The sequence below is a fragment of the Listeria tempestatis genome (genome assembly GCF_963575625.1).
Taxonomy (GTDB): Bacteria; Bacillota; Bacilli; order Lactobacillales; family Listeriaceae; genus Listeria; species Listeria tempestatis.
The window spans coordinates 74,224-97,646 of the sequence record NZ_CAUYTK010000009.1; the positions used below are offsets into that span (position 1 = coordinate 74,224).

A 23,423-nucleotide genomic window follows, 5' to 3' on the forward strand; every position below is an offset into this window, starting at 1 on the left:
TTTATTCTCCTAACATGCTTAATAATTTTTTAATTTCTGCTACTCCACCAAGATGCCCAAACTTGCTATTAATGATAGTAGGAACAAGTTGCATTGTTTTCATATCATTTAGCTCATGCCAAGTTAGCTTTTGTTCTTTTCTCAATTTTACTATATCTTTTCTAGTAACACCTAATTTTTCAGCCAATAACTCATCTGCTTCTCTAAAATTAATCCTTCTGTCTGTTACCATATTTGGAATTTCTACCTCGTTCACGGACATAGGAGCAAAATCTGGAATTGCCTCAGAATATTCAATGCCGTCTATACCAGCCTCTTTTAGCACATCATTAACCTCATCAAGATTAGAAACAAATTTTGACTCTCCTCTTACCCCAACCCATTCTCCATTATTAACTGGCGTTTGAGATAGTCTTTCTTCATAGGTACTTGGTATATCAGATAAATCGTTTACAACCTTAGCGCCTTCTTCAACTATATCATCTGCACCACGCTTAACGCCACCCAAAGAAGTATCAATCCGGCTCAAAACTGCTCTCACTTCATCACTTGCTTTAGACAGGCTTGTTGCGGCACTACCAGCTGGTAATGCACCAACACCTTCTGCCGCTAGTTGTCTCTTTGGTAAGGCATTGTTGATATTATCTGAAAACCGCGCGACGGTTTCACTTGCCTCATCAAGCGCCGTTGTTAAACGTGTTCCAGCTGCTTGAATGGCGTCGTTTGCTACAGTTTTTAGGTTGCCAAGGCGTGATGCGATTTCAGATTTTCCAAGGCGGATGACATCGTCTATTTTGGTTGTGGCTGTCTTCATACCACTTGTAAAGACATTATCCGCCAGTCCTGTTAGACGAGCACCTGTTGTAACTGCTTTTGTTCCACTTGATAATGCCTTAACACCTGGGACAATATCGAGTAGCGCTAAGCCTCCTCGTAAAACCCTTTCACCCGAATCTAATTCGCGGCCAGAAACCCAATCTTTTCCAGAAATAGCGGAACTCATCTCAAGCCCGCCCATCACTAAGCCAAGCGCAAGGCCTGCTGGTGGGCAAAAGACTCCGACGCCAATAATGACTACTGCACTCACAATATTTACCCAGAATTCTTTCTCTTGTTGTTCATCTTTAATTGATTTATATTCGAATGCTCTTGTGTGCACGGAACCAACTATGAAATCAGATTTACTGACATCTTTTTCGTCAGGATTAGCTAGCTTCCACTCATCATACATGTCGGTTAGCTGATTCCCGTAGAAATTATCGCCACTAAGTAAATCCTCAATATTCGCTTTACTTTTGGGTACTTCAACTTGTTTTTGTGTATAGCTGTTTTCAAAAACTGTAGTTGTTGTGGTAGCGCCAATTCGATTTGTTGTTGTGTAAGTCGTAATGCTTAAATCTTGCATCCCATCAACAAACGCATCTAAAACTTTATGGAAGGGTTCATCTACTTTTTCATTCACAACCCCGTCCACCTGATCCATAAATTTGCTAAGCACACCAATGTCAGCCCCAACGCTGTCTCGTTTCGACCGATTGCTTAAATGGCTGTATGAAATAGCGCCGTCTGAATCATAGCGCCGAATGTCATCTTCTGCATCACACAAATTTTCATTCATTTCCTTTAGTGCATCAAAAACACCATTCGTCCAAAATTGCCAAGACCCAGAGTCTAAAAGACCATCAAAACTTTGCTTAGCTTTTCCGTTTTTCGCCGTGTCATGTTCAAAACTTTTCACGAACCCTCACCACCTATGTTTAAAGAATTCGCAATTTGTTCAGCGAGTTTCTGATCCGTTTCTATCATCGTATTTAAAATATCTACAACAAGCGAAGAAGCCTGCCCTACTTGATCCTGTATTTCCAAAATACGCTCATTCGCATCTGGTACTTTTTCCATCGCTTTTTCAGCCTTACCTTTTGTTAAGTATTTATTTGCTTTTATTTTTTCTAGTTCAGGAACAATGACTGTTTCAAATTCATTTAAAATCGCGACCAGTTCTTTATAAATATGCGTTATTTCATCTGGATTTATATCAATGACTCCCGCAGATGCAGCATATCCTCCAGTATGTTGCTGTGCCATTCATTAAACCTCCTTATAAGGGAAACCCATCTCGTCAAATATTTTTTTCAAGAAATAATGTTGATTCACGCGAGCGTATTCGTCTCTCTCGACATCAATAACGATAAGCTTTTCTTCAAACTCAATGGCTAACCACTGCTCATAACCACTTTCTTTTGTTGGGAAAAATTCGATGCTTAAAAAGTGGCGTTCTGTCCCAGCTTCTGCCACGCGTTTCATTTCTTCACTACTTAGTTTTTCTTTGACTAAACCCATTTCATCTTTAAGTGGCTCTCTTCTTATAAGCGGTAACTCTTCATAGAGCATTTGTAATGCAAATACTTTATTCATGCGGATAAAGCGATATTGCTTCTCCTTTTCATCTTCAATTAAAACAAAAACTTCATTCGAAAAAGCATCTGAGAAAGCAAACATCATTTGGTTTATGCGAATATATTTTTCGCTTTGATGGTAAGAAAAAAGCGAATCAATTAATATACCACCAAAATCACTTAATTTTTTATCCGCATTAAAAATGCCTTTTGCTTGAAGCGCTTGAAATCCCTCTTCAAATATTTCCTCACCTTTTAGCTGGTAATTGAGTCTGGGACATAAATCTTAGCTGAATAAGAAAAATGGGTAGAAAATCTTTTTTCGATTTTCTACCCATTTTTTTATTAATGAATGACCGCTTTTGGCGGCATATTTTCTCAAATTCACTGCCATAAGGGCGAATCCTAATTCATTTCTCACCCCTCAAATCGGTGCGACAAGCTTGATTCGCTCAGCATAGCCTTGATTAATGTAATAGGCGGTAGCAATTGTTCTTTATATAATAAAATTGTTAAGATATACACCTGCTCATCACCTTTTGAACATTCCTATGTTACTTCCCCTTATTAAATTCACTTTCAATTAGAATATATTTACTAGGTATTCTGTCAGCAAGCCAAACCTTATCATTACCATAGTAAAACTTCACACCATATTCTCTTGCGGCGAATGTATCTACTGACAATATAATTGGAGTTTTCGTTTTCCTACTCCCCACTAAACTTGCTGTATTTATATCTTCCGATAAATGAACATACTGTCTATTCATAGGCAATAAGCCCTTCACCAGAATCTCATTATAAGATGCCGGCGAAGTGCCATGATATAGATATTTGGGTGGGTAAGCCTCTTCTTTAATAATTTTAGTCGGCGTAGAATGCCCATAGAGTGCTCTAATTTTATTATTTACTATTTCATGCCGTTTTTTTTTGAGATTTTGAAATCATTTCTCGTAAATCAGATTCCGTTAGATTATCCCAGTGTTGGGTTTCTTTTAATGATGATATCAACTGTTTAACAGGTACCCAACCTTCCTTATCAAGCTCTAGTTTGTATTCTCTTGGCGCATGACGAAGGGCATAAGAAACCTCTTTACTAAGCTTCTCAAATCTATCTTTTTCAATCATTTTCTTCACTTCGATTGTAATCTATCATTTCTTCAACAACATATTTCACCCAGTCCCACAAATCATTAAACTCTGCCCTTTGTTCAAAACCTTCTGAAGAAAAATCATGAATAATTTGTACTTTACTGCCTTTTCCAACTTCAAAGCAAGCAATATCATCATTATCATCCCTTCTTGCAAATGGAATCAATTTACGATTAGGATATCGTTTTTTCAAATCAAGATATCTTCTACTTGCTTGTTCTGACTCAATGAAGTACCATACGTCAAAATCAATTAAATTTAATTCAATCAACTTTTCAAAAGAAGCAGGGTATTCATATGAAGAGTTATTAATATAATAATTTCCCATTCTCCTCACCTTTCATTAATTCATGTTTTCTAAATCAAATGCCCCAAATGGATTAGTATTTCTAAAACTAGCTTTTTGCTTCTGAACCCTTAATTCTAAAGCTTCTCCCCAACTAAATGGGGTTCCTTTCTTAGTGGTAAATCTATCTATCATAGAACTAGGAAGAGGCTCATCATAATTTCTGACAATTACTTTCATGCTGTAAATAATATCTTGCGACCCATTTATAGATGTTTGGCTAAATCTAATATTATTAGGATCCAAACTTACATTCACTTTAAAAGCATTCATTTGAGACATACCTTTATAAGTTCCCCAACAAATTGAGGTAAGAATTCATTTGCTGCCCAGTTCGTCGTATATCCAGTGCCACCTGCTACTGTTCCTGTAATAACTTCCTTACCTAGTTTCTTCGCAACAGCTTGTGTTACTAACTGCCTTGTTACTGTTGTTCCAGCTTTTTTTGCCACTGTTTCAGCAACCTCGACTCCGAACACCGAGAAGTTAGAGAACAAGCTTAATAATTTGCGGATTGAAGGAAAAAATCAGAAAATCATTGACTAACTCCTACATTTTATAACACTATAAATAAAGTCAATAGACCGCTAGACTCTCCTAACATCGCTATTGGCTTTATTTATTGAACATATACCTTTAGAACACACAAAATAATAAGCGTTTTATTGCCTCCTCAAGCCTTTTCAGTATATCATACCCATCCGTTTACAAGTTTGCTTTAATATTGAATTTCTTCTCTCAAACCTTTTCTATCTCACCCTTAGAACCTAGCAAAATAAGAGGAAGAGTTCTAAATACTTTTTCAATCTAGGAAAATCGATTATGAAAGTACTTTCTAATAACGGTTTAGAATACACTACAAATTATTTTTAATCCTGAAATCTAACTCAGATAGAGCCTCTTCAACGTCTTCCTCTAATCTAAAATTAGTCTTAAAAGATTCAATAATACCTCTATAATTATTGTTTCCTGAATTTCCTAACATACTTAATATATAACTCAAACACTCATCATTAAATTCATTCAAGTGCTTAATAATAGGAACTAAATTTATGGATTTCTCAACAAATGGTGCTTTCGATCCCTCTAAAATTGCATCAAGCATCGCTTCTTTAACGTCATCATCATTTTGTTTTACAACTTGTTCGGACAAAATATTAACTATTGCCAAAGTGGTATCATCTGTCTCGCCCCCATAATCTAGAATATCTCTTATATATCCAACAGCCTCCAGCTTATCTTCTTTACTTTCCGCTGAATTCTTTAGTATATTTAGCCAGTCCAAATTAATCACTCCTTCTTATTTTTTTGGTGTCTGAATTGGGATATGGGTGTTGTTTATAAGGTCCTCGCTATAAAATTCACTATTAGGTCTTGAAATACCTGGGGGTTGAAAATCTCCAGAAATTGGATCTAAATACTTTTTACCTTTCTGTACTCGTACAACCCAGCCATTTGCAGCATTGCTTCCTACTGGTGCTGATGCATCAGGGCCATGAACTCTAACAGTCATTTTCACTCCATCAGAAGTTCTCCATGTATACTCAAATCCTTCTGTTACTTTACCCTGTTGAGGTACTAACATTCGCTTATCAGCACCTTTAGGAATTCTAGACAAAATATCATCTACACTACTACCTTGTAAATTACTAAAATCTTCAACATTTCCCGAACCTAATCCTTTAGTCTCACTGACTCCCCCACCAGTCTCTACAGCACTGCCCGCATTTTTAGGTGTTGCTTGGCTTGGGCTACTCGTTTCAAAGGTACCTTCCTTAAGTGATTTAAGGTCGACACCTTGTACACCCTCAGGAGAAATAGCTGGCTTGGGCTGGATTCCACTATTTGGAACCGCCTTAACTTGGAATACACTCATGTTATTTAATCCCTTATATGCACCCCATCCAGCTGCCAGCCCTGTAAGTAGACTGCCTCCAATACCGATATTCCTAGCAGCATCTTCCCCAACAAATTGAGGCAGGAATTCATTGGCTGCCCAGTTCGTCGCATATCCAGTTCCACCTGCCACTGCTCCTGTAATAGCTTCTTTTCCTAGTTCTTTTGCTACGGCTTGTGTTACTAACTGTCTTGTTACTGTTGTCCCAGTCGTTTTGGCTGCAGTTTCAGCTGCTTTTAATCCAGCTCCAACTGGGATGCAAAGCCCAGCAACTGTTGTTGCTGCTAGTCCAAATATATCATACGCTTGCTGATTTCCCATAAAGATTGTATCTCTAAGTGGATTTATTGCCATTGAAAAACCATCACCATTTGCTCCGTAGTAAATATCTTGTCCAGCCTCGACTAAATTAGAAGCACCGTATGCCATGGATGCCGTACCTGCTACCGCTGCCGTTACTACTAGTGGGGTTGCCGCTCCTGCCGTTAAAACAATTGCGGCACCACCTATTACAATAGCTCCTACAGCAAATACGGCATTCCATATGCCTTTTTCTTTTCTCGCATCCGCCAATTCTTTTTCGAATGCTTTCCATCTCGCTTCCTCACGACCACCTGCAGCCTCAATTTGGCTTTGACTTGCTTGCATACCTGCTGCAGAAGCTTGGAGGGCCACGCTTAAATCTTGAGCACCGTTAGCAGTTGCAATTCCTCCCGCTTCATATTGTGTAACAACATTCGAGTTTCTCCCCTGATAATCTGCTATTAACAATTTTAAAGCTTGAAGCATATTTTTAAAATTTACTAAGTCTTCATTCTTGTGTTTTGTTTCATACTCACCCGTTTTAGTCCTTAAATCGTGTACTTTCTTTGAAGCATCCTCATAACTTTGTAAAACATTTTGGGCTGAAATCTTAGTAGCTAATATATCATTTATTGTTTCTATTGTACTGTCTAAATTCACTTGTTCCAATTCGAAAGCACTTTTTGATGATTTAAAGAAGTCCTCTAATTCATCAAAGACTTTTTCGTCTAATTGAGCATGTAAATCGTTGTCGATTTCTTGAAAATAGCCATCCTTATATAATAAGAAACGTACCTGATATTCTTGAATAATTTGCCCTATACTTCCCAAAATATTTCCATGCACTTCCGCTAAATAAGTCTTCACGCTGTTAGCAGCCTGCCCTTTTAATTGATCCATCGAGATAATTGGGCTAATGGACTTTGATATTGCTTCAAGTTGATCCGAATAAGCTTTACTAGTAGAATTAGTAAACGCGCCTACTGACATTATATCATCATACTTAATCTGATAGACCATTTTGTATCCCCCGTCCTAACGCACTATCTGTTTCTACTAGCGAATTCCCAATATCATGTATTGTTGATAAGTCTTTTTTTAGTAATGTTTTATAACTTTCTAAAACAGATTGCATCTCTTTAAACTGGTCTACAAAATTGTCTAGCGCAACTGACTTGGATGTAATTTCTGGCATAGAACCTGCATCTGCAAGAAAATCTCCTGCATTTTTTTGGGCTGCTCCAACAAGAGCGAAGAAAATAATGGAGTTAATTTGAATCATTTCAAATCCCAAAATCATTCATCTCCTTTTGCAAAATTAGTGATGCACTAATTTGTCTATTTCATTTCCTAAATTATTAATTTGGTTTCCTAGCCACCCGATTAGTCCACCTTTTTCATTTGCCTCATTTTCTAAGCGCGTAATTTCGTCACATATCTCATCATAGTAGTTATCAATTTTTTTATAATACGTATCGTAATCTGTCTTAAAGGCGCCTTCCATGAGATTTTTAAATTCTGTTAATTTTTTACCTTGCCAAGTATCTGGCTGATTAGCTTTGTCCTTAACCTTACTTTTTAAATCTTTAATTTCAGTTTGGACACTTGCGACTTCTTTCTTTGCTGTCCTCAGACGTTCTAATTTTTCTTCAATTGAAGCTTTATCACTCACACATTGATTGAGTTCTGCTTGCTTGGCGGATTTTTGACTCTTTAAAGTTGCAGCATCAGTCATTTAAACTCCTCCCGTTACCCTAGGTTTAATTTATTACTATTCGTTGTAGTATTTTTTTGAAGCTCAGTAGGGTTTCCTTTTGGTATATCTGCTTGCTCAATCCACATTTTCAAATTATCAAGCATCAATTCATTATCATCATCTGAAAATCCTTCCGCTACAATTTTTTGTATATCTTCATTGTTGAAATAAATAAGACTGTCGCCCATCATTCCTTCTGGATATAAGCAAGCTCCGTAGTCAAAATACTTAGCCTCATCTTCAATAAAAGTCGCTAGACCTCTAGCAATAATCATAATTTTTTTTGTATTTCCCTTAACAATTACTATACTTCCTAATGGTAAAAATGTAGTATTTTCTTCCATTTCATATTCCTCCCTTCACCCCTCAAATCGGTGCGATAAGCTTGATTCGCTCAGCATGGCCTTGATTAATGTAATAGGCTTCATATGGTGGTAGCATTTGTTCTTTGTATGGTTTGTTCATTACTTCAAGCACATTTTGGTCGCTGATGCGGCCGATTAGGATGCCCACTTTTTGTTTTTTGAAGGCGCCGGAGATGTCGTCGTAGGCGCGGTAAAGTTGACCTGTGATGGCACCTGTAACGAAGTAGATGCCCATTCTGGAGCCCGACTCCACCAGTCTTTGAAGCGGCTTCTGCACATCAAGCGGCGTGTTTTCAGCAAGATAAGTAACGTCTGTCACAAGAACGACAACAGCATTCATCTCTTCGACGAAAGTGGAGAGTGGCGAGTTGCCGTTTGAATTTGCTTGTGTTTCCCGCCAAGCGTGTTCACGGTTATCAAGTAACCCGGTTAGTTGCGTGACAGTTTCCGTGATGCTCGCCTCGTCACCGCCAAACAAATTGACGGATTGACTATACGGTTGGAAACGCGAATTGGCATTGTCAAATAGCGCAATTTCAATTTTAGTATTGCGAGTTGCAATTTCAGTAAGCGACAACATGGTACGTTCAATGACATCGCTCATATCAGAAAGCACGAGCGTATTGCCATTTTTATTTAGCGCCAGATCAATTGGTAGCACATCTTCGAAATCAACCGCAAATGGAAGTTTGCCTTCTTGAAGCATGTTCGTAACATTTGGGTTCGCCAAATAATCGGCAATTGGTAAGACGTCTGGCACCATTGGAATTGGATCCGGTAAAGCGCCTGTCCATGCTTCGCTCATTTGTTTGCTTTCTTTTTGAATATTTTCGATGACAACTAAAGTATCCTCACCAACAACTGGTAGTGCCGTTTGGAATGACGTTGGGTTTTCTAGTTTGACAAGTCCGCGTCCCGGCGTTTCTTCAACTGTTAAATCTGTTTTCCCAACAATGTTACGCGGTTCAGTTGGGTCAATCATATATAGTGAAATCTGAGTTTTAATGTTCGCGAGCACTTGAATTCGGATGGCATTTAGGCGGACCGCACTAATTGCGAGGTGAATACCGACACCAGCACCTTCACGCGCTACTTGTGCAATAAGTTTTTCAAAATCATCTTTAAATGGCGATTCTGAGACCGAATCAAATGCATCAATGACAAGCAAAATGGTTGGTACTTCTGTTTCACTTGCTTTCTCATACATGGCAATATTTGCAACGCCGTACTCACTTAACTTCTGCTTCCGCTCTTTAAGTTCACGCGTGATGCGACGAATAAATTTATGCATTTTAATTTCTTCGTCAACCATAATCGTGTCCGCCACATGTGGCAAATCTTTAAGCGGTAAAAGTCCGTTTGTTCCAAGATCTAGTAAATAAACATGCAAGCGTTCTGGGCTATGTTCGCGCGCTACTGCCATTGTGAGGGTTTGTAAAAATGTTGATTTCCCGAAACCAGGACTTGAGAACACGGCAACATGCCCGTCTTTTGCAAGGTCAATGGAAAGCGGTTCTTGCGCCTGCATTTCTGGAATATCTAGGAAGCCAATCGTTGCTTGTAATGGGCGTTTTTCACCAGTCCATGCAACATCAAAGTCAACTGGGTGCAATTCTGGTAAGAAAATTTCAGCTTCAAGAGGTGGTAACCACGGTCTTGGTAGCGGTGCAATTTGTTCCGCTTCTGTATATTCATGAATGTGGTCAATAACAGCATCTAGCTCAGACGGAATTTTTGTTAAGTCTTCTTTTTTATCAAGTCCACTCAAATCTTCCGTTAAAATTTCATACTGACCAAGATCATTAATCGCATAAACCGTTGTGTCCAAGTAATCCTCGTCTTCCTTGTCTGGCACGTAATCCGCACCACTCCATGCACTTTGGAAAAGCTCATAAATTTCGTTATTCCCTACTTGGAGATAACTACGTCCAGGTAAGGTGATATCGGCCGCATCTGGTGTTTTCAAAATCTCATTTGAATCGCTCGCATTTTGAACCTTTAGCGCGAGTTTAAATTTCGAGTTTGACCAAATTTGGTCGTCGACAACACCACTTGGTTTTTGCGTTGCCAAGATTAAGTGAATCCCAAGTGAACGCCCGATACGCGCAGTCGAGACAAGCTCTTTCATGAATTCCGGTTGTTCGGATTTCAATTCCGCAAACTCGTCAGAAATGAGGAATAAATGCGGCATTGGCTCACTCGCTTCGCCTTTTTTATACAGCTTTTGGTATTGATTGATGTGATTCACATCGTGTTCGCCAAATAAGCGTTGCCGTTTTTGCAACTCCGCTTTAATTGAAGCAAGCGCCCTCATGGACTGAGCCCCGTCTAAGTTTGTAATCGTTCCAAGTAGGTGTGGCATATTTTTAAATAAATTCGCCATCCCCCCGCCTTTATAGTCAATGAGTAAGAACGCAACTTCATACGGGTGGAAGTTTACCGCGAGCGAAATGATATACGACTGAATGATTTCCGATTTACCAGAACCTGTCGTACCAGCCACCAAGCCGTGCGGGCCATGCGCCTTCTCATGCAAGTTTAAATTAACAATATCATCTTTTCCGCGCAGCCCAAGTGGCACTGCCAAACTTTTATATGTTTCATTTTGTTTCCAGCGACTAGCGATATTCAATTCTTCAACGCGTGTAACACCGTACATTTCAAGGAATGTGACTGACTCTGGAATTGAATTCTTCAGATTTTGCAAATGATTCAGGGGTGCTAGCGCGCGGGAAATAGCTTCCATATCAAAATCGTGTGGCAAGTGGTCTGGGACGAAGGCGCGATTCACAAGCTCACCTTTTTCCAAAATAATGTTTCCACTTTTTTGGTCGCGAATATCGACGACCGTTTTTACATGTTCTGGCAAGCTCTGCATAACATCTTGCACGAACACGAGTGATACGCCCAGTTCGGCTGGATCTTCGTTAAAGAATTCCATCACAGTATGGTCTAAAACTAGTTTTTCATCTGTAATTAAAACCACGTAATGTGGGGCAAAATACATTTTTTCGTTTTTATTTGGCCGCTCTGTGAGTGCTTGTTTTCGCTCTTTTAAAATTTGGTATAGCGAATTAAGCACCTGATCACGTGAACGCTCATGGTACACAAATCCGCGTACATTAACATCGCGCACATTCGCATGTGGCAACCAGCGCATCCAGTCCCAATCGCTTTTTTCTTCTTCTGGGAAAATGGTTACAAATTGCAAATCGAAATAACTGTGGAACAGTGCGGTTTGCATGACGAGCATTTGCAATTGCTCAAGCACGAGACGGCGCGGGCCAATGTAACCGACCGGACCATTCATTAAATCCGTCGCAATTGGAATGTTTTTTACTTCGTAGTACTGCGCCTTCAAGTTTGTGGCAGCTTCTAGCAATTCATCTTTTTCTTGCGTGAATTCCTCTTCTTTGTAATCCACCGAAAAACTAATCGGTTCCGTTCCCGTCCCTACACGAAATGTTAGGAAATCATGGTGAAGCATCGTTTTTTCATAAATTCGCGAGTCTACACTAACCGCCATATCGCGGACTTCCTCAATACTCGGATAATGATAAAGTAGCGCATGACGTTGTTCTTCGCTCGCACTATGCAATTCTTTTGTTTTTCTTTTTAGGTATAAATCGTAGCTCTCCTCACGTTCCTTAGTGCCCACCTTATATTCCTTACGATTTTTGATGTAGGCGATTGTTGACATGATGACCGTCATCCCCGTCATCGCAAGCGTCATAAGAATATAAATACCTCTTGGTTGGAAAATAGAAATTAAAACGGTTATCGCAATCATGACAATCGGTGGCAAAATAATTTTTAAAATACCGTCTGTCGGTTTTGCCGGTTTATTTGCCGGTTTTGCCAGTGTAAATTTATCTTCAGGAGCACGGTAAATAATACGCGGCGACCGGTGATAATCTGGATAGTCCACGCTATAGGCATTGTCAGCCGCAACAAGTGCGCCTAGTTTTGTATGCACGCGATTATCGCGGCCTAAAATTGTAATATCATCTTGACCAACTGTAATGGTCACTCCGTCCACATAAAGCTGATCGCCAACTTGAAGCGACACTTTTCCAGTCACTCGCTCCAAATTGTGATACACTTCACCAGCAGAAACTTGGACAGAAAATGCATCTTCTGTTTTATCGCGCAGAAAGACAAAATCAGCTTTTGTGCCGTCAATGGTAACATCTTGGAAGTCCCCAGCGCCAAATGTCACAACAAATAAGCCTGCCACATCATAAGATTGCGGCACCATGTTTTCCGTCACGTAAAGTGACAGCTTTTCTTTTTCTTCCGTGTCGAAGTCTTGCTTTTCATCCAAAACAAGTGCTGTATTGCCAGCGAACCACGTTTCATTTTCAAATTTCACATCTAAACTTTCCGCAAGCCCAGGATAAAAAATATTCGCTTCCTTAGAACTTCCAATTTGAATGACTTTATCACGATTTAATTGTTGCTTGTGAATTTCTCTCCCGTTACTAACAATAAGTAAAGTTTTATCCTTCATCTGTTTGTTCTCCCTTATCTGAACCGTCTAGTTTTTCCATGTATTTCTTCAGTTCCGCTTCAATTTCTGCTTGTTTTTTCACAGATTCATCTCCAGAAAGCGTCTTATCCGCGCGAACTTCTTCCAATTGTTTCGTAAGCGCATAAGTAATTAGCACATCATCTTGTAAACGTTGTCCCGCATCAAGCGACTCATCAAACTCGCCGCGCCCATTGTAAATCCAGTACAGCAGCACTTGTTCATCCGATTTCAAGCTTAAATTTTTCATAATATTTTCTTTCTTCTTATCGTCCAGTTTTTCACCTTGCAAGTACGAATAAGATAAAATATACTTAGACGCCTGTGGCAATTTCTCTGGATTTTCATTCTCTAAATCTGCAATCACCTTTGAATAATCCGTTTTCAAGAAATCCTCATTCGCCGTCAGTAACTCATTTTGATACGGAACTTTCATAAACGCCAAATAAATAAGTGGCGCAGCGAGCAAAACAGCTGCAACAATAAAACCAACCGCAAGACCTTTATACGTTCTAAATGTCTTTTTAGGGACGAGCGTCATCTTCCTGCTAGAACTTTCCTTCTCCTTCTGAAAAGCCTCATCTAGAATATTTACTAATTCCTCTGTCGTTTTCGCATCCACAACTGCCTTTAAAAAGGCCGTTCCGCGCGCATTTTGAACAGATCCCGCATATAAATTATCAAAGTCATATTTTTTCTGGAACATCGCCGCAATAAGCGATTGATACTGTTTAAAAAACGTTTCGCGCGTTAAATCGTAAGGCTCCAAAATCCCTTTTAATCCCCGATGAACGATTTTCGGCATTAAGTTTTCGTCAAAAATAATATTGCTTGGGTGAAGGAAAAATGTGAAGCGCGTTCCAATTAACGCCTCAAGTTCCGCTACATTTCGCAGTGCGCGCAAGCTATCTTTTCGTTCAAATTTTTTCAGTTCATCAAAACTATACGTTTCTTTTGCAACCGTATAGTGAAAAGTATATGTATCGTTTGCATGCTCCATCTCTACTGGAACAAAATACGAGGAAGGCTTCGCTAGAATTTCCAGCTCCGCATCATTTTTAATGCGCGTCCGTGATTCTGTAAAACTAACAGACCACACTGTATCCTCATAGTTGTATTCGTAAGAAACTCCGCCAATCTCAATCTTATTTTTCATCATCTCTACTCCCTCGTTTATAAAATTTCTAAAATATCCCCATCAGTAATAGGGTAATCCGTCAATTTGTCATCATCGCTTAATAAAATCCCTTTATTTGTTGCTTTTAATGAATATTTCGTATCATTCGCACCCTCAAACTTAAGTGTTTCTGCCAAATTTAAAATGAGCGCTTTAATCGGCTGATGAACGGGGATGCGCAAGTCTTTTTGCGCAGCACCCCATTTTGTGAAATCAACCGTAACGTTTAAATGTGTTTGTTTCGCCAATGTCCTTCCTCCTATTCCATCACTTGCCGACTAACAAAATAAATGCCTCCTGCGAGTGCTACAACCACTCCGGCAATAATTGCAATCATCGTGTTTGATTTTTTTTCATCGGTTTGATTCTGAGCTACTTCCTGACTAGAATTCACAACATAGTCATCATTAAAGAGTGTTTTTTGAGCGTCTTTTGCAGTCTCATCCGTCAAATCTTTACCCGTAAACAAGCTATCCTGTAACTCCTCATATTTTTCTTTTTGTTCCTTTTCTTGCTTTGCTATTTTCTTATCAAGCTCATCCGTGAAAAGTGGCAAACCGAGTTTATCAAGTATTGTTTCATCTTGCTCCGTTTCTTGCTTTTTTTCTTCATCTGATTTTTGAAGACGATCCGTTTTCATTTCCATCTTGCCATCATTTTCCAAATAGCCATTTTTCGCAAAAACAGTTGCTCCACTAACAGATATAAGCGTTATAAGTAAAAGGAGGAAAATAATGCTTTTATATATTTTCATGAGTAGCTTCCTCCTCTCCCGTAGTCGTTTTTCGAATAACAAATAAATTAAGAACTACAAAAATAGCCGCGACACCTATAAAAATGTACATCAGAATTAAAAAGTTGTTTTCGCCGTTCAAAATGCGATTTAACACTAATTCCATATACTGCAAAGGCGAGTATTTCTGCAATGTTCCTAAAACTGAAGTACGGTCAACATTTAACCCCACTGCATCTGTTAGGAAAAGGTAGGTTCCGACTAGGAATAAAATGATGAACATGCCAAACATGTGAAGTTGGCGCAGTAGATATGTGAATCCCATAACCAAAACGAGCATCATAATGACGCAAATACCTATCCAAAGGAAAAGTCCAATTTGATGCGCATCAAAAATATTACCTGAAATCACACCGATAATGAGTCCTTCCGCAATGGCCACACAAACCGTTAAGAAAGTAACCGGTAAGTTTTTAGCTGCTATCGAAAGTTCCTCACTAAACTCATCACGTTGTATACGTTTCTTTTCCTGACTCGAAATCACATAACTTGTAAAAATAGCAATGAGCGTCATAATTAGCACCAGATAATACGGTGTCGCTTTATCACCAGCAGCAATTGCTTTACCGTTCACCTTTTCAACAGGACTACTTAAAAAGTTATATAAATTTTCATTTGGTCGGTCCCCAACACGACTATTTGACATGACCTCTTGGAAGTTATCTGAGAACGTTTCATCTGCAGTAAGTTTTTTAGCTAAATCTTTCGATAATGTGCTCGCATCTGAAATAATGCCTTCACCGCTTGATTTGATGTTTTTCGCTTCTTGATCAATTGCATCAAAAGTTTTATATACTCCTTCTGCTGCTCCGAGATTACTACTCGTAGCTTCTGCCAAGCTTTGACTTCTTGTTAAAAGCCCACTAAAGTCACCATTTATCGTCATAATTGCAGAGTCCGCATCCGAGCCGTTTGCCACAATAACTTGATTCTCTTCAAGTAAGGATGAACTCACCTCTTGCCAATTCGCCATTTCTTCTAACATTTTTGTTAAATTTTCATTTTGAATGGCTGCTTCTGAACTCGTTTCCGCTAATCGCTCAGCCACATCTGTCGAACGCGTTTCAATATCAGCCATCGTCTCTTTATAAGCAGCAATCTGCGCTTCAAAGCTTCTTAACTTATCTTTATACGCATCTGTCACGTTTTTCGATGCCATTTCCGCAATATTATTTAACAAATTATCACGGTTAAAAATCGCATAATAAGAAGCATCTGTCGCTTGCTCCGAGAGTGGTTTATCTTCTAAATGAAAGTCGGATTGAAATGGATCCAAACCATAATACGTACGGAATAAAACAGCTGTCCGATCATAATATTGTGTGATTTTTTGAAGTTCCTTAAACATCTTTGTAACATCTTTAGTTAAATCTTCTTCTGTATAATACGAACCAATCTCATTCATTTTTATGGCAATAGCATTTTGAATAAATGTTCTATTTACCTTTAGTCCACTGCCATCTTTCGAATCAGATTCACCTGCTAGTGAAAGATTAACATCCTGATCCGTATACTGAAGTGCCATCATACTGACATCTAGTGTCCCAAACATTTGGAAATCCTCAGGTACCGCTGTTGTCTTAAGAATAGCAGTTGCAGTTACCTCATAATCTCCCGCCACACCCTCTTGTGAAAAAGTAAGGGTTGTTTCACCATCTTTTGTATTGTTTCTGCTTTTTATAGGGACTTCTTGTCTTTCGTCTCCTACAACCTTAAACACTTTTATATTCTCTAAACGAAACAGACTATCATAATTTATTTTAATTTCTGTATCTTTTATCGTTTGCGGCAATGAGAAGACCTGCGAACTAATTGGCTTGCCTTCTGTCGCTAATCTATCAAGAATTTCTTTATATGTGTCTCGTACTGGTTGTGTGATGGTTAAATCCGTTGTTTCTTGATTCATTTCTGCCTCATCAAAACCATCTGGATTTTCCGACATAAATTTAGCTGCTAGTTCTTTTATATGGTTGTATTCAGTCGTATCAATTCCAAGAAGTGCCGCATCTTCTGGCTTGAAATATTGTAAATTTTTAATTTCCGCCCTTAACTCATCTGTAAAGCGATTATTAATATCTTGGCGTATTTCTTGAATGGTATAGCTTTTACTTTCACCACCTGATGAGCCAGATAAAATTTTCACAAGTTCATTCTCCACATCTTCATAAATATCCGCTTGAATTGTTGTATTAAGTTGTTGATCCAAATTCGTAATCCGACTATTTACATCCTGTATGTAGTTTTGCAAAGCTTGCGTTTGCGACATTAACGACGTAGAATCTTGCATCGTTTGAAGTTCCGCAAACAAAACAGCATTCGCCTGTTCTAATGCCGCAAGTTGCCCCTGCACAGAGTCCGCCGAAATGCTAGCCGAATATTTTTGCAAGTTGTCCGTAAATGTTGTACCAAATGGCGCATTTTTTTCCTGCATTGCAACCAAACTATTTAAAGATTCTTGATAAGCTTCATTTTCTTTACTTGCATCCGCAAGAGAAGATTCCTGATTTTTAAGCAAATCTTCAAAGCCTGAGAAACTCTCCTTTGATGAACCTGTGTAATTTTGAACTATTTCAAACTGATTTGTATAGTTAGAAAGCGGGTCTTTCACCGCGCTATCATAGCGCGAAGTATGTTTCTTTTCTTTCGCAACGAGCGTACTAATATTTTCTTGCGCCTCTTGTAAGTTTGTCAGTATACTCGCAAAATAAACATCTATTACCCGCTGATTTATATCTGCCACCAAATTAGATGCCGTCTTTTCAGCTTCTATCTTTAAGTCATCATTACCGACATCATTAATTTTATAATCTACTTGAATTTTTTCTGGCGATGTGGAAGTTAGTGATAACGCTTTTTTTGAAAAATCATTTGGAATGATAATCATTAAGTTATACACATCGCGTTTTAAACCACTTTCTGCCACACCACGACTTACCGTTGCCCAGTCATGCGCTGTATCTTTTAAAACGCTCGTTTGAATATCATCACCAAATGTATATTTCTTACCAGAAAGCTCCGCACCCTGATCCTCATTGACGAAAGCAATACTCATTTTGTGCGTATCTTTTTCATTTGATGAAGTAGCCTTATTTTTACTTAAAGTTTGACCAAGCCCTAGGTAGGAAATCCCTGCCGTAAGTAAAATAGCCAAAACTAAAAATAGTAAAATATTCCATTTTACTTTTCGCTTCATAATGTTTCAATCACTCCCGTTGTCATTTTATATCTATACGATCGTTCATTGTATTCAATTTCAGTGTTTATGTATACTTTTCAGAAAAAGCCATGTAACAAGAGGCTACACGGCTTTTCTTTATGTAGCAAAATATGTACTATAGATGCTACAAGGATAAAAATTTGATAATCAATTAAGCCCAAAGTTTTGAGACAATTGTTGATCTTGCTCTTCAACCGCTTGTGCTGTACGTTGTAATTGATTCTCAATTTGATCCATTAAGTTCGCAAATTCTGTTACTTTTGGACGCAATTGGTTAAATTGATCATCAAAACGTTGGAACGCTTGACCTTCCCACTCACTACGTAAAGTTTCTTGAAGCCCAGATAAACGTTGTAGTAATTGTTCAATTTCGCGACCACTTTGGCCATAAGTTTTAGCACGATCACGAAGTTCTGCAGGGGTCATTCTAATTTGTCCTGACATATCTCTTCATCTCCTTTTTTGTATTTATGGATATAAACCCACAAAATAATTATATCACAAATTTTCATCGTATTTGTGACAATTAATTGAACATTTCATACTTTATTAAATTCTATCTAAAACCCTTTGTTACCAGTTCTTTAGGATGATTCATAGCCATTTCCAACTTTAAAAACTTCCATTTTATAAATTAATTTTAACGTGTATAATGAATATAATAACCTTGAGGAGGAATCTAAATGAAAATCTCAAAAGTTGCCATCGCTTCTGATCACGGAGGTATAACACTTCGAAAGAACATCATTACGTTTTTAAAAGAACAGAAAATTGATTTTGAAGAATTCGGACCAGAAACTCCCGATTCTGTTGACTATCCAAACTTAGCATTTACCGTTGCCCAAAAAGTTGCTTCCGGCGACGTAGAACGCGGCATTTTAATTTGCGGCACTGGCGTTGGTATGAGCATTGCTGCAAATAAGGTACACGGTATTCGTTGCGCTCTCGTTTCTGATACCTTTACGGCACATGCTACACGAGAACATAATGATTCCAACGTCCTCGCACTAGGCGCCCGTGTTACCGGCCCGGGACTTGCACTCGATATTGTTAAACTTTGGTTAGAAACGGACTATGAAGGCGGACGCCACGCAAATCGCCTTAGCCAAATTGAACAGTTTGAAAACACTCAAAGTTGATTTTTCCTAAAAAAAATGGTTTAATGTTTATAATCCAAATGAAAATACTCGGAATTCTTATCAAGAGAGATGGAGGGACTCGGCCCTGTGATATCTCAGCAACAGACCTACGGGCACTGTGCTAAATCCAGCAGGCGTAAAGCTTGGCAGATGAGAAGAGTTTGTTTTATGCACTCTTCTTTTTCTGAAAGGAGAGTTTTTCTTTTGTCGAAAGGAGCAAATAAAATGAATTCATTATCCGTTAGTCATGCCGTTCATTTCGTTCACGATTTAGAAGCAGTATGCACACAATTGCATCATTTTGGTTTAAAATTGTACACAAATAAAAAGCGTAGCCTACCCGGCACCCGGTCAGCCGTCACAGATTTTAGTTCTCCTCATATCGAATTTTTAAGTATTACTGAAAAAACAGCCGCATCCAAAACTTTCCTAGGAAAAGAGGCCCTTACTTATTTACCCGTCAAACAAATTTTAGGGCACCTTGTTATGGAAACTGATGATTTAGATGGCCTTCGCAAACACCTTTTTAAAAAAGGGCATGAACTAATACCCATCTCAGCGGCAGAAGAGACTGGACCAATTTACGCTATTTCAGGCTCATTAAACGGCCTAGCTTATCCACTTATCCAGAAAAAAGAAGCGGCGGTACCATCGAAAAATTTTCATACACTTAAAGAAATCCGCATTCGTGTGGATAACCCCAAATTTGCGCTAAAATACTGGGCAGAGCTTTTTAATCTACAGGTTATCCACAATTCGCTATTTTTTGGTGATATTGCTGTACATTTTACAAAAGGATCAGCTAATCGCTTACATGCACTTGTGTTTGATGCTACATCAGATGTTATTAGTCAAACGGAATTTCGAATTGGAGAAGGATTTTATCGCTTCCGCTAGCCTACTTATACACATAGTTATCCACATTATCCACAAATGCTTATCCAATTGCTTGACGCACCCTATTTTATACTTGTGGATAAAAACACCCGTAACTTTTCGCCTTGTGGAAAAGTTACGGGTGTTTTTCAATTAATTGTTTGACCAATTCATCGTGGTCGATTTCTAAATTGCCATTTTGATATTCTGAGCGTAGCCATTCATACGCCTGCCATTGCTTGGCGCGCAATTGTTGGCAAGTCGCTGCTTCGAACAGTAAAGTTTGGGCTTCTAAGACGGCATCTTGGTCTTGGTAGAGGTCAGCGCTTAAAATGATACGGTCTAAAATGGCAATAATTCGCGCATCAAAACAGCCTAGCGCATACGCTTCTTCTAAATCGGCTAAATAATTCATTTTTCGTCTCCTCTACTTTAAAACATCAAAAAACGATTGTGCGCCAGCAATTAGTTCCGCGTTGACCGAATAAATATGCGTCGTTCCTTCCTTTCGTAGCTGAATTAAATCGGCATCTTTCAAAATTTTAATATGGTGCGATAAGGTGGATTTGGCGATTTGATATTCGCTGCAATTTACGGAGCGTTCCCCGTTTTTTAGTAGGCAACGAAATATATTTAAGCGAATTGGATCAGCGAGTGCTTGTAAAATTATTAATAATTTTTCCTCAGATAAAGTTTTCATAAAACTATCTTATCATAGGACGATTTATTTGCCGATAAAAACATTCTGTGCTAAAGTACAATAGTTCGATAAAATTAGAACTTTGGAGGCATATAGATGTACAAAAATAATGATTTTCAAGACTTGATGAAGAATCGCCGTTCGATTCGCGCTTACGACGAAAATGTGAAGATTACCCATGAGGAAATGCTCGAAATGATAAACGAGGCGACAACCGCACCGAGCTCTGTCAACATGCAGCCTTGGCGCTTTGTCGTTGCGGACACAGCAGAAGCAAAAGCAAAACTTCGCCCTCTAGTACGCTTTAACACGACGCAAAATGACACGTCTTCTGCGATGATTATTCTTTTTGGGGATAAAAATGCGTTTCTAAATGGTGAAAAAATTTACGGTACGGCGGTCGCAAAAGGTTTGATGCCGCAAGAAGTCAAAGATAAGCAACTTCCAGCTTTAAGCGCAATGTTTGCAAGCGCTTCTGAAAGCGAACTAGAACGCACTACCCTCATTGATGGTGGCCTAGTTGCCATGCAATTCATGCTCGTCGCTCGCGCTTATGGCTATGATACTAACCCAATCGGCGGATTTGAACGTGAAGAAGTCGCTAAAGCTTTCGACATGGACACAAAACGCTACACACCAATTATGATTCTCTCAATTGGGAAAGCAAAAGATGCTGGCTATCCTTCTTATCGCTTGGATGCTACGGAGATTACGAGTTTTAAATAATCAAAAAGAGTTCGCCCGGGCGAACTCTTTTTGATTACCATTATTTAGGGTTACTATCTTTTTCTATAATACGGGTATAGGTTTTCAAAATAGCATCTTTGTCAGAAAATATGGAGCCATTATCTTGTAATCCATATAAAATATCAAAAGTTTTTTTATTATGAGCCATTACCCACTCTAGCGTCAAACGATGTTCTTTATCAAAACCATATTCCTTCGCCTTTTCAAACGCATTTTTATCGTATTCTGATAAATCATCAAACAAATAATAGTTCAGCACGGTCACTGCTTTCTTTGTGTCTTCAGTCGGGTCAAGTTGCATGGATTTATTAGTCATCGTTCTATCCACAGCATTGATACTCGGACTGGCAGACATATAAAGGTAACTTACCAAGACATCTACTTGAACTGCACTTAGCTCTTGCTTTGTAAATACTGCTGCTTCTTCCACTTTAGGCTCACTTCTTTCATTTAATATGTATAACCAAATTGCCCCTGCAAGCAAAACAAAAAGAGCGCCGATGACTAGCATTTTATTCGTTTTTTTCATACTATCCCTCTCCGCCTTCTATTTTTTAGCTATGGCTTCGTCAAAAGCATCTCCCAAACCGATATCCCGTAACTTTATAACCTCATCAATTACTTTTTGCGGATTTCGAACAATTTCAGCTACTGTAAAATTAGTTCCACATGTTTCGTTAACATTCCTTACTCGTTCGTGTGTTTCTTGCCCAACTTCAATATAAATCGTACTTCCTTGTGTAGCTGCTGTATCCATCGTAACAATCGATGCAACACAATCAAAATTGGAATATATTTGCGCATTTTCTATATTTGATAATTGCCCTTCAATAAAGGTTGTGTTGGCTTGGTGTTCTTGTACATCAGTATAGTAATCTATTCCTGCTGAAACTAAATCTCCAACAAACGGGACATAGCCAATAAGTTTGGACATACCAATCTTTCCACTCCTCTCAAGTGCAGCTCCTGCTGCATCTGAGAGTCCATCTATAGCTAGCCCACTTGCTTGATCCACGGTAAAATCTGTGGTTGCATCCACTAGCGACGGCGCTCCAAAATGGTTTGCAAAACCAACTCTTGATTCTTGAAGAACCGAGATATCAATCATATTTCCATTCTGCGTACCAGATATAGTTATAGATGAATCTGCAAAATTAGAAAATACTGCCGCACTAGGCGAACCTATATTTCTAAATTCCTTGAATTCTAGCGCAACAGATCCGTCCTCTTGATTCGTCACTCTAATATCCGGCTCTCCTCCCTTATAAGCTCCATGAAAACTTTCTGTTTCACACACTACATTTAATAACGTCATTCGTTGCATAATATCATTACTATAGTTTTTCAGCTCTCGATACAAACTATTATTTGACTCTGAATCAACAGATTGCAAAAGCAAAATAGAATTATCTCGCATGCCTTGCAAATTCGCTATAACACGATTTAATTTTTCAGTATTCGGCTCCCATTTAGAGTAGTTTTCATTCATGAGACCTGCAGATGGTCCCATAAGTTCTTGGATAAGAGTATAATCCACATCCTCTGTTTTATCCATACAAAGCTTCAAAAATTTATCTAATTCTTCCTTATCCATAGTTGCATACAACAAAGCCAATGCTGCATATTCCTCATCTGAAATTTCCGATGCATCTTTACTTAGAATATCTTGCCAAAATTGATTACTTTCCATACAACGATCGTATAAATAATTAACCTCTTTCCCCCCTAATACAGCTAACACGGATGTCATATCGTTTTGTGACAACGTAACAACAGAGGGGGTAATCAGTTGGGATATATTTTTTAGCCTTTCATTGAAAGCTAGCAACTTGTATAGGATACTAACGTAGTGAGACTCATACTCTTTATCCACACCTTCTACATCTTTTAAAATCGCATCAAACTCATCCGTTCCAATATTGTGCTTATCAATCACAGCTTGGTAATGGTTCTTAAAACTCTCCTCCCCTTCTTTTAACTCTGGGATAGATATTGTCCAATCTCCCATTCCATCTACCCATCCCCATTGCC

At 38.7% G+C, this 23,423-nt stretch carries 23 protein-coding genes, 2 pseudogenes and 1 riboswitch; of the genes and pseudogenes, 3 read left to right on the forward strand and 22 right to left on the reverse strand.

What is annotated here, in order from left to right; translation table 11 throughout:
- Nucleotide 1: 1 nt before the first annotated feature.
- The 18 genes and pseudogenes from R8923_RS11100 to R8923_RS11185 form a co-directional block, all read right to left on the reverse strand.
- Nucleotides 2–1,738, reverse strand: a complete 1,737-nt coding sequence (locus R8923_RS11100; protein WP_485872823.1) for an HNH endonuclease — start codon at nt 1,736–1,738, stop codon at nt 2–4.
- A complete protein-coding gene (locus R8923_RS11105; protein ID WP_485872824.1) occupies nt 1,735–2,085 on the reverse strand; it encodes a hypothetical protein in 351 nt (116 codons plus the stop codon). Before R8923_RS11105 ends, R8923_RS11100 begins: the two co-directional genes overlap by 4 nt.
- A gap of 3 nt (nt 2,086–2,088) precedes the next feature.
- Nucleotides 2,089–2,661, reverse strand: a pseudogene (locus R8923_RS11110) (DUF5081 family protein); the annotation flags it as partial.
- Between the two features lie 289 nt (nt 2,662–2,950).
- A pseudogene (locus R8923_RS11115) lies at nt 2,951–3,524 on the reverse strand (RNA 2'-phosphotransferase).
- Nucleotides 3,517–3,876, reverse strand: coding sequence for a hypothetical protein (locus R8923_RS11120; RefSeq protein ID WP_485872825.1), 360 nt, complete (start codon nt 3,874–3,876; stop codon nt 3,517–3,519). Before R8923_RS11120 ends, R8923_RS11115 begins: the two are co-directional and overlap by 8 nt.
- 15 nt (nt 3,877–3,891) lie before the next feature.
- Nucleotides 3,892–4,176: a hypothetical protein gene (locus R8923_RS11125; RefSeq protein ID WP_485872826.1), complete on the reverse strand. Its 285-nt coding sequence runs from the start codon at nt 4,174–4,176 to the stop codon at nt 3,892–3,894.
- A complete protein-coding gene (locus tag R8923_RS11130; RefSeq protein ID WP_485872827.1) occupies nt 4,164–4,346 on the reverse strand; it encodes a hypothetical protein in 183 nt (60 codons plus the stop codon). The genes R8923_RS11125 and R8923_RS11130 overlap by 13 nt, the downstream gene beginning before the upstream one ends.
- A gap of 404 nt (nt 4,347–4,750) precedes the next feature.
- Complete coding sequence (locus R8923_RS11135) at nt 4,751–5,179, reverse strand: hypothetical protein (protein WP_485872828.1); 429 nt, start codon at nt 5,177–5,179, stop codon at nt 4,751–4,753.
- A gap of 15 nt (nt 5,180–5,194) precedes the next feature.
- Nucleotides 5,195–7,114, reverse strand: a complete 1,920-nt coding sequence (locus tag R8923_RS11140; protein ID WP_485872829.1) for a polymorphic toxin type 30 domain-containing protein — start codon at nt 7,112–7,114, stop codon at nt 5,195–5,197.
- A complete protein-coding gene (locus R8923_RS11145) occupies nt 7,098–7,394 on the reverse strand; it encodes a hypothetical protein (RefSeq protein WP_485872830.1) in 297 nt (98 codons plus the stop codon). The genes R8923_RS11140 and R8923_RS11145 overlap by 17 nt, the downstream gene beginning before the upstream one ends.
- Nucleotides 7,395–7,412: 18 nt before the next feature.
- Complete coding sequence (locus tag R8923_RS11150; protein ID WP_485872831.1) at nt 7,413–7,829, reverse strand: DUF5082 domain-containing protein; 417 nt, start codon at nt 7,827–7,829, stop codon at nt 7,413–7,415.
- Between the two features lie 14 nt (nt 7,830–7,843).
- Complete coding sequence (locus R8923_RS11155; RefSeq protein ID WP_485872832.1) at nt 7,844–8,194, reverse strand: DUF4176 domain-containing protein; 351 nt, start codon at nt 8,192–8,194, stop codon at nt 7,844–7,846.
- 22 nt (nt 8,195–8,216) lie between these two features.
- Nucleotides 8,217–12,725 carry a type VII secretion protein EssC gene (essC, locus tag R8923_RS11160; RefSeq protein WP_485872833.1) on the reverse strand — a complete coding sequence of 1,503 codons (4,509 nt, stop codon included), beginning with the start codon at nt 12,723–12,725 and terminating at the stop codon, nt 8,217–8,219.
- The gene (gene essB / locus R8923_RS11165; RefSeq protein ID WP_485872834.1) at nt 12,715–13,899 is read right to left on the reverse strand and encodes a type VII secretion protein EssB; all 1,185 of its coding nucleotides are present in this window, start codon (nt 13,897–13,899) and stop codon (nt 12,715–12,717) included. Before essB ends, essC begins: the two co-directional genes overlap by 11 nt.
- Before the next feature lie 17 nt (nt 13,900–13,916).
- Nucleotides 13,917–14,168 carry an EsaB/YukD family protein gene (locus tag R8923_RS11170; RefSeq protein WP_485872835.1) on the reverse strand — a complete coding sequence of 84 codons (252 nt, stop codon included), beginning with the start codon at nt 14,166–14,168 and terminating at the stop codon, nt 13,917–13,919.
- A gap of 11 nt (nt 14,169–14,179) precedes the next feature.
- Nucleotides 14,180–14,674 carry a type VII secretion protein EssA gene (gene essA / locus R8923_RS11175; protein ID WP_485872836.1) on the reverse strand — a complete coding sequence of 165 codons (495 nt, stop codon included), beginning with the start codon at nt 14,672–14,674 and terminating at the stop codon, nt 14,180–14,182.
- A complete protein-coding gene (esaA, locus tag R8923_RS11180) occupies nt 14,661–17,906 on the reverse strand; it encodes a type VII secretion protein EsaA (protein WP_485872837.1) in 3,246 nt (1,081 codons plus the stop codon). Before esaA ends, essA begins: the two co-directional genes overlap by 14 nt.
- Before the next feature lie 171 nt (nt 17,907–18,077).
- Entirely contained in the window at nt 18,078–18,374 is a 297-nt protein-coding gene (locus R8923_RS11185; RefSeq protein ID WP_485872838.1) for a WXG100 family type VII secretion target, read from the reverse strand.
- A gap of 239 nt (nt 18,375–18,613) precedes the next feature.
- Here R8923_RS11185 and rpiB point away from each other — a divergent pair, with 239 nt between their 5' ends.
- Nucleotides 18,614–19,069 carry a ribose 5-phosphate isomerase B gene (gene rpiB / locus R8923_RS11190; RefSeq protein ID WP_485872839.1) on the forward strand — a complete coding sequence of 152 codons (456 nt, stop codon included), beginning with the start codon at nt 18,614–18,616 and terminating at the stop codon, nt 19,067–19,069.
- Nucleotides 19,070–19,123: 54 nt separating this feature from the next.
- A riboswitch (SAM riboswitch) is annotated at nt 19,124–19,226 on the forward strand.
- A 68-nt stretch (nt 19,227–19,294) separates the two neighbouring features.
- Entirely contained in the window at nt 19,295–19,966 is a 672-nt protein-coding gene (locus R8923_RS11195) for a VOC family protein (RefSeq protein ID WP_485872840.1), read from the forward strand.
- A 115-nt stretch (nt 19,967–20,081) separates the two neighbouring features.
- Here the strand turns inward: R8923_RS11195 and R8923_RS11200 are convergent, their stop codons facing one another.
- Together R8923_RS11200 and R8923_RS11205 are read right to left on the reverse strand one after the other, a co-directional pair.
- Nucleotides 20,082–20,360, reverse strand: a complete 279-nt coding sequence (locus tag R8923_RS11200) for a hypothetical protein (RefSeq protein WP_485872841.1) — start codon at nt 20,358–20,360, stop codon at nt 20,082–20,084.
- A gap of 12 nt (nt 20,361–20,372) precedes the next feature.
- Nucleotides 20,373–20,645 (reverse strand): ArsR/SmtB family transcription factor, encoded by a 273-nt coding sequence (locus R8923_RS11205; RefSeq protein ID WP_485872842.1) that lies wholly within the window; start codon nt 20,643–20,645, stop codon nt 20,373–20,375.
- A gap of 96 nt (nt 20,646–20,741) precedes the next feature.
- On the opposite strand from R8923_RS11205, the gene R8923_RS11210 reads away from it, so the two are divergent.
- Complete coding sequence (locus R8923_RS11210; RefSeq protein WP_485872843.1) at nt 20,742–21,371, forward strand: nitroreductase family protein; 630 nt, start codon at nt 20,742–20,744, stop codon at nt 21,369–21,371.
- Between the two features lie 40 nt (nt 21,372–21,411).
- Here the strand turns inward: R8923_RS11210 and R8923_RS11215 are convergent, their stop codons facing one another.
- Together R8923_RS11215 and R8923_RS11220 are read right to left on the reverse strand one after the other, a co-directional pair.
- On the reverse strand, nt 21,412–21,921 hold the full coding sequence (locus R8923_RS11215) for a hypothetical protein (protein ID WP_485872844.1): 510 nt from the start codon (nt 21,919–21,921) through the stop codon (nt 21,412–21,414).
- 18 nt (nt 21,922–21,939) lie between these two features.
- A partial coding sequence (locus tag R8923_RS11220; protein ID WP_485872845.1) for a hypothetical protein occupies nt 21,940–23,423 on the reverse strand: 1,484 nt, incomplete at its 5' end.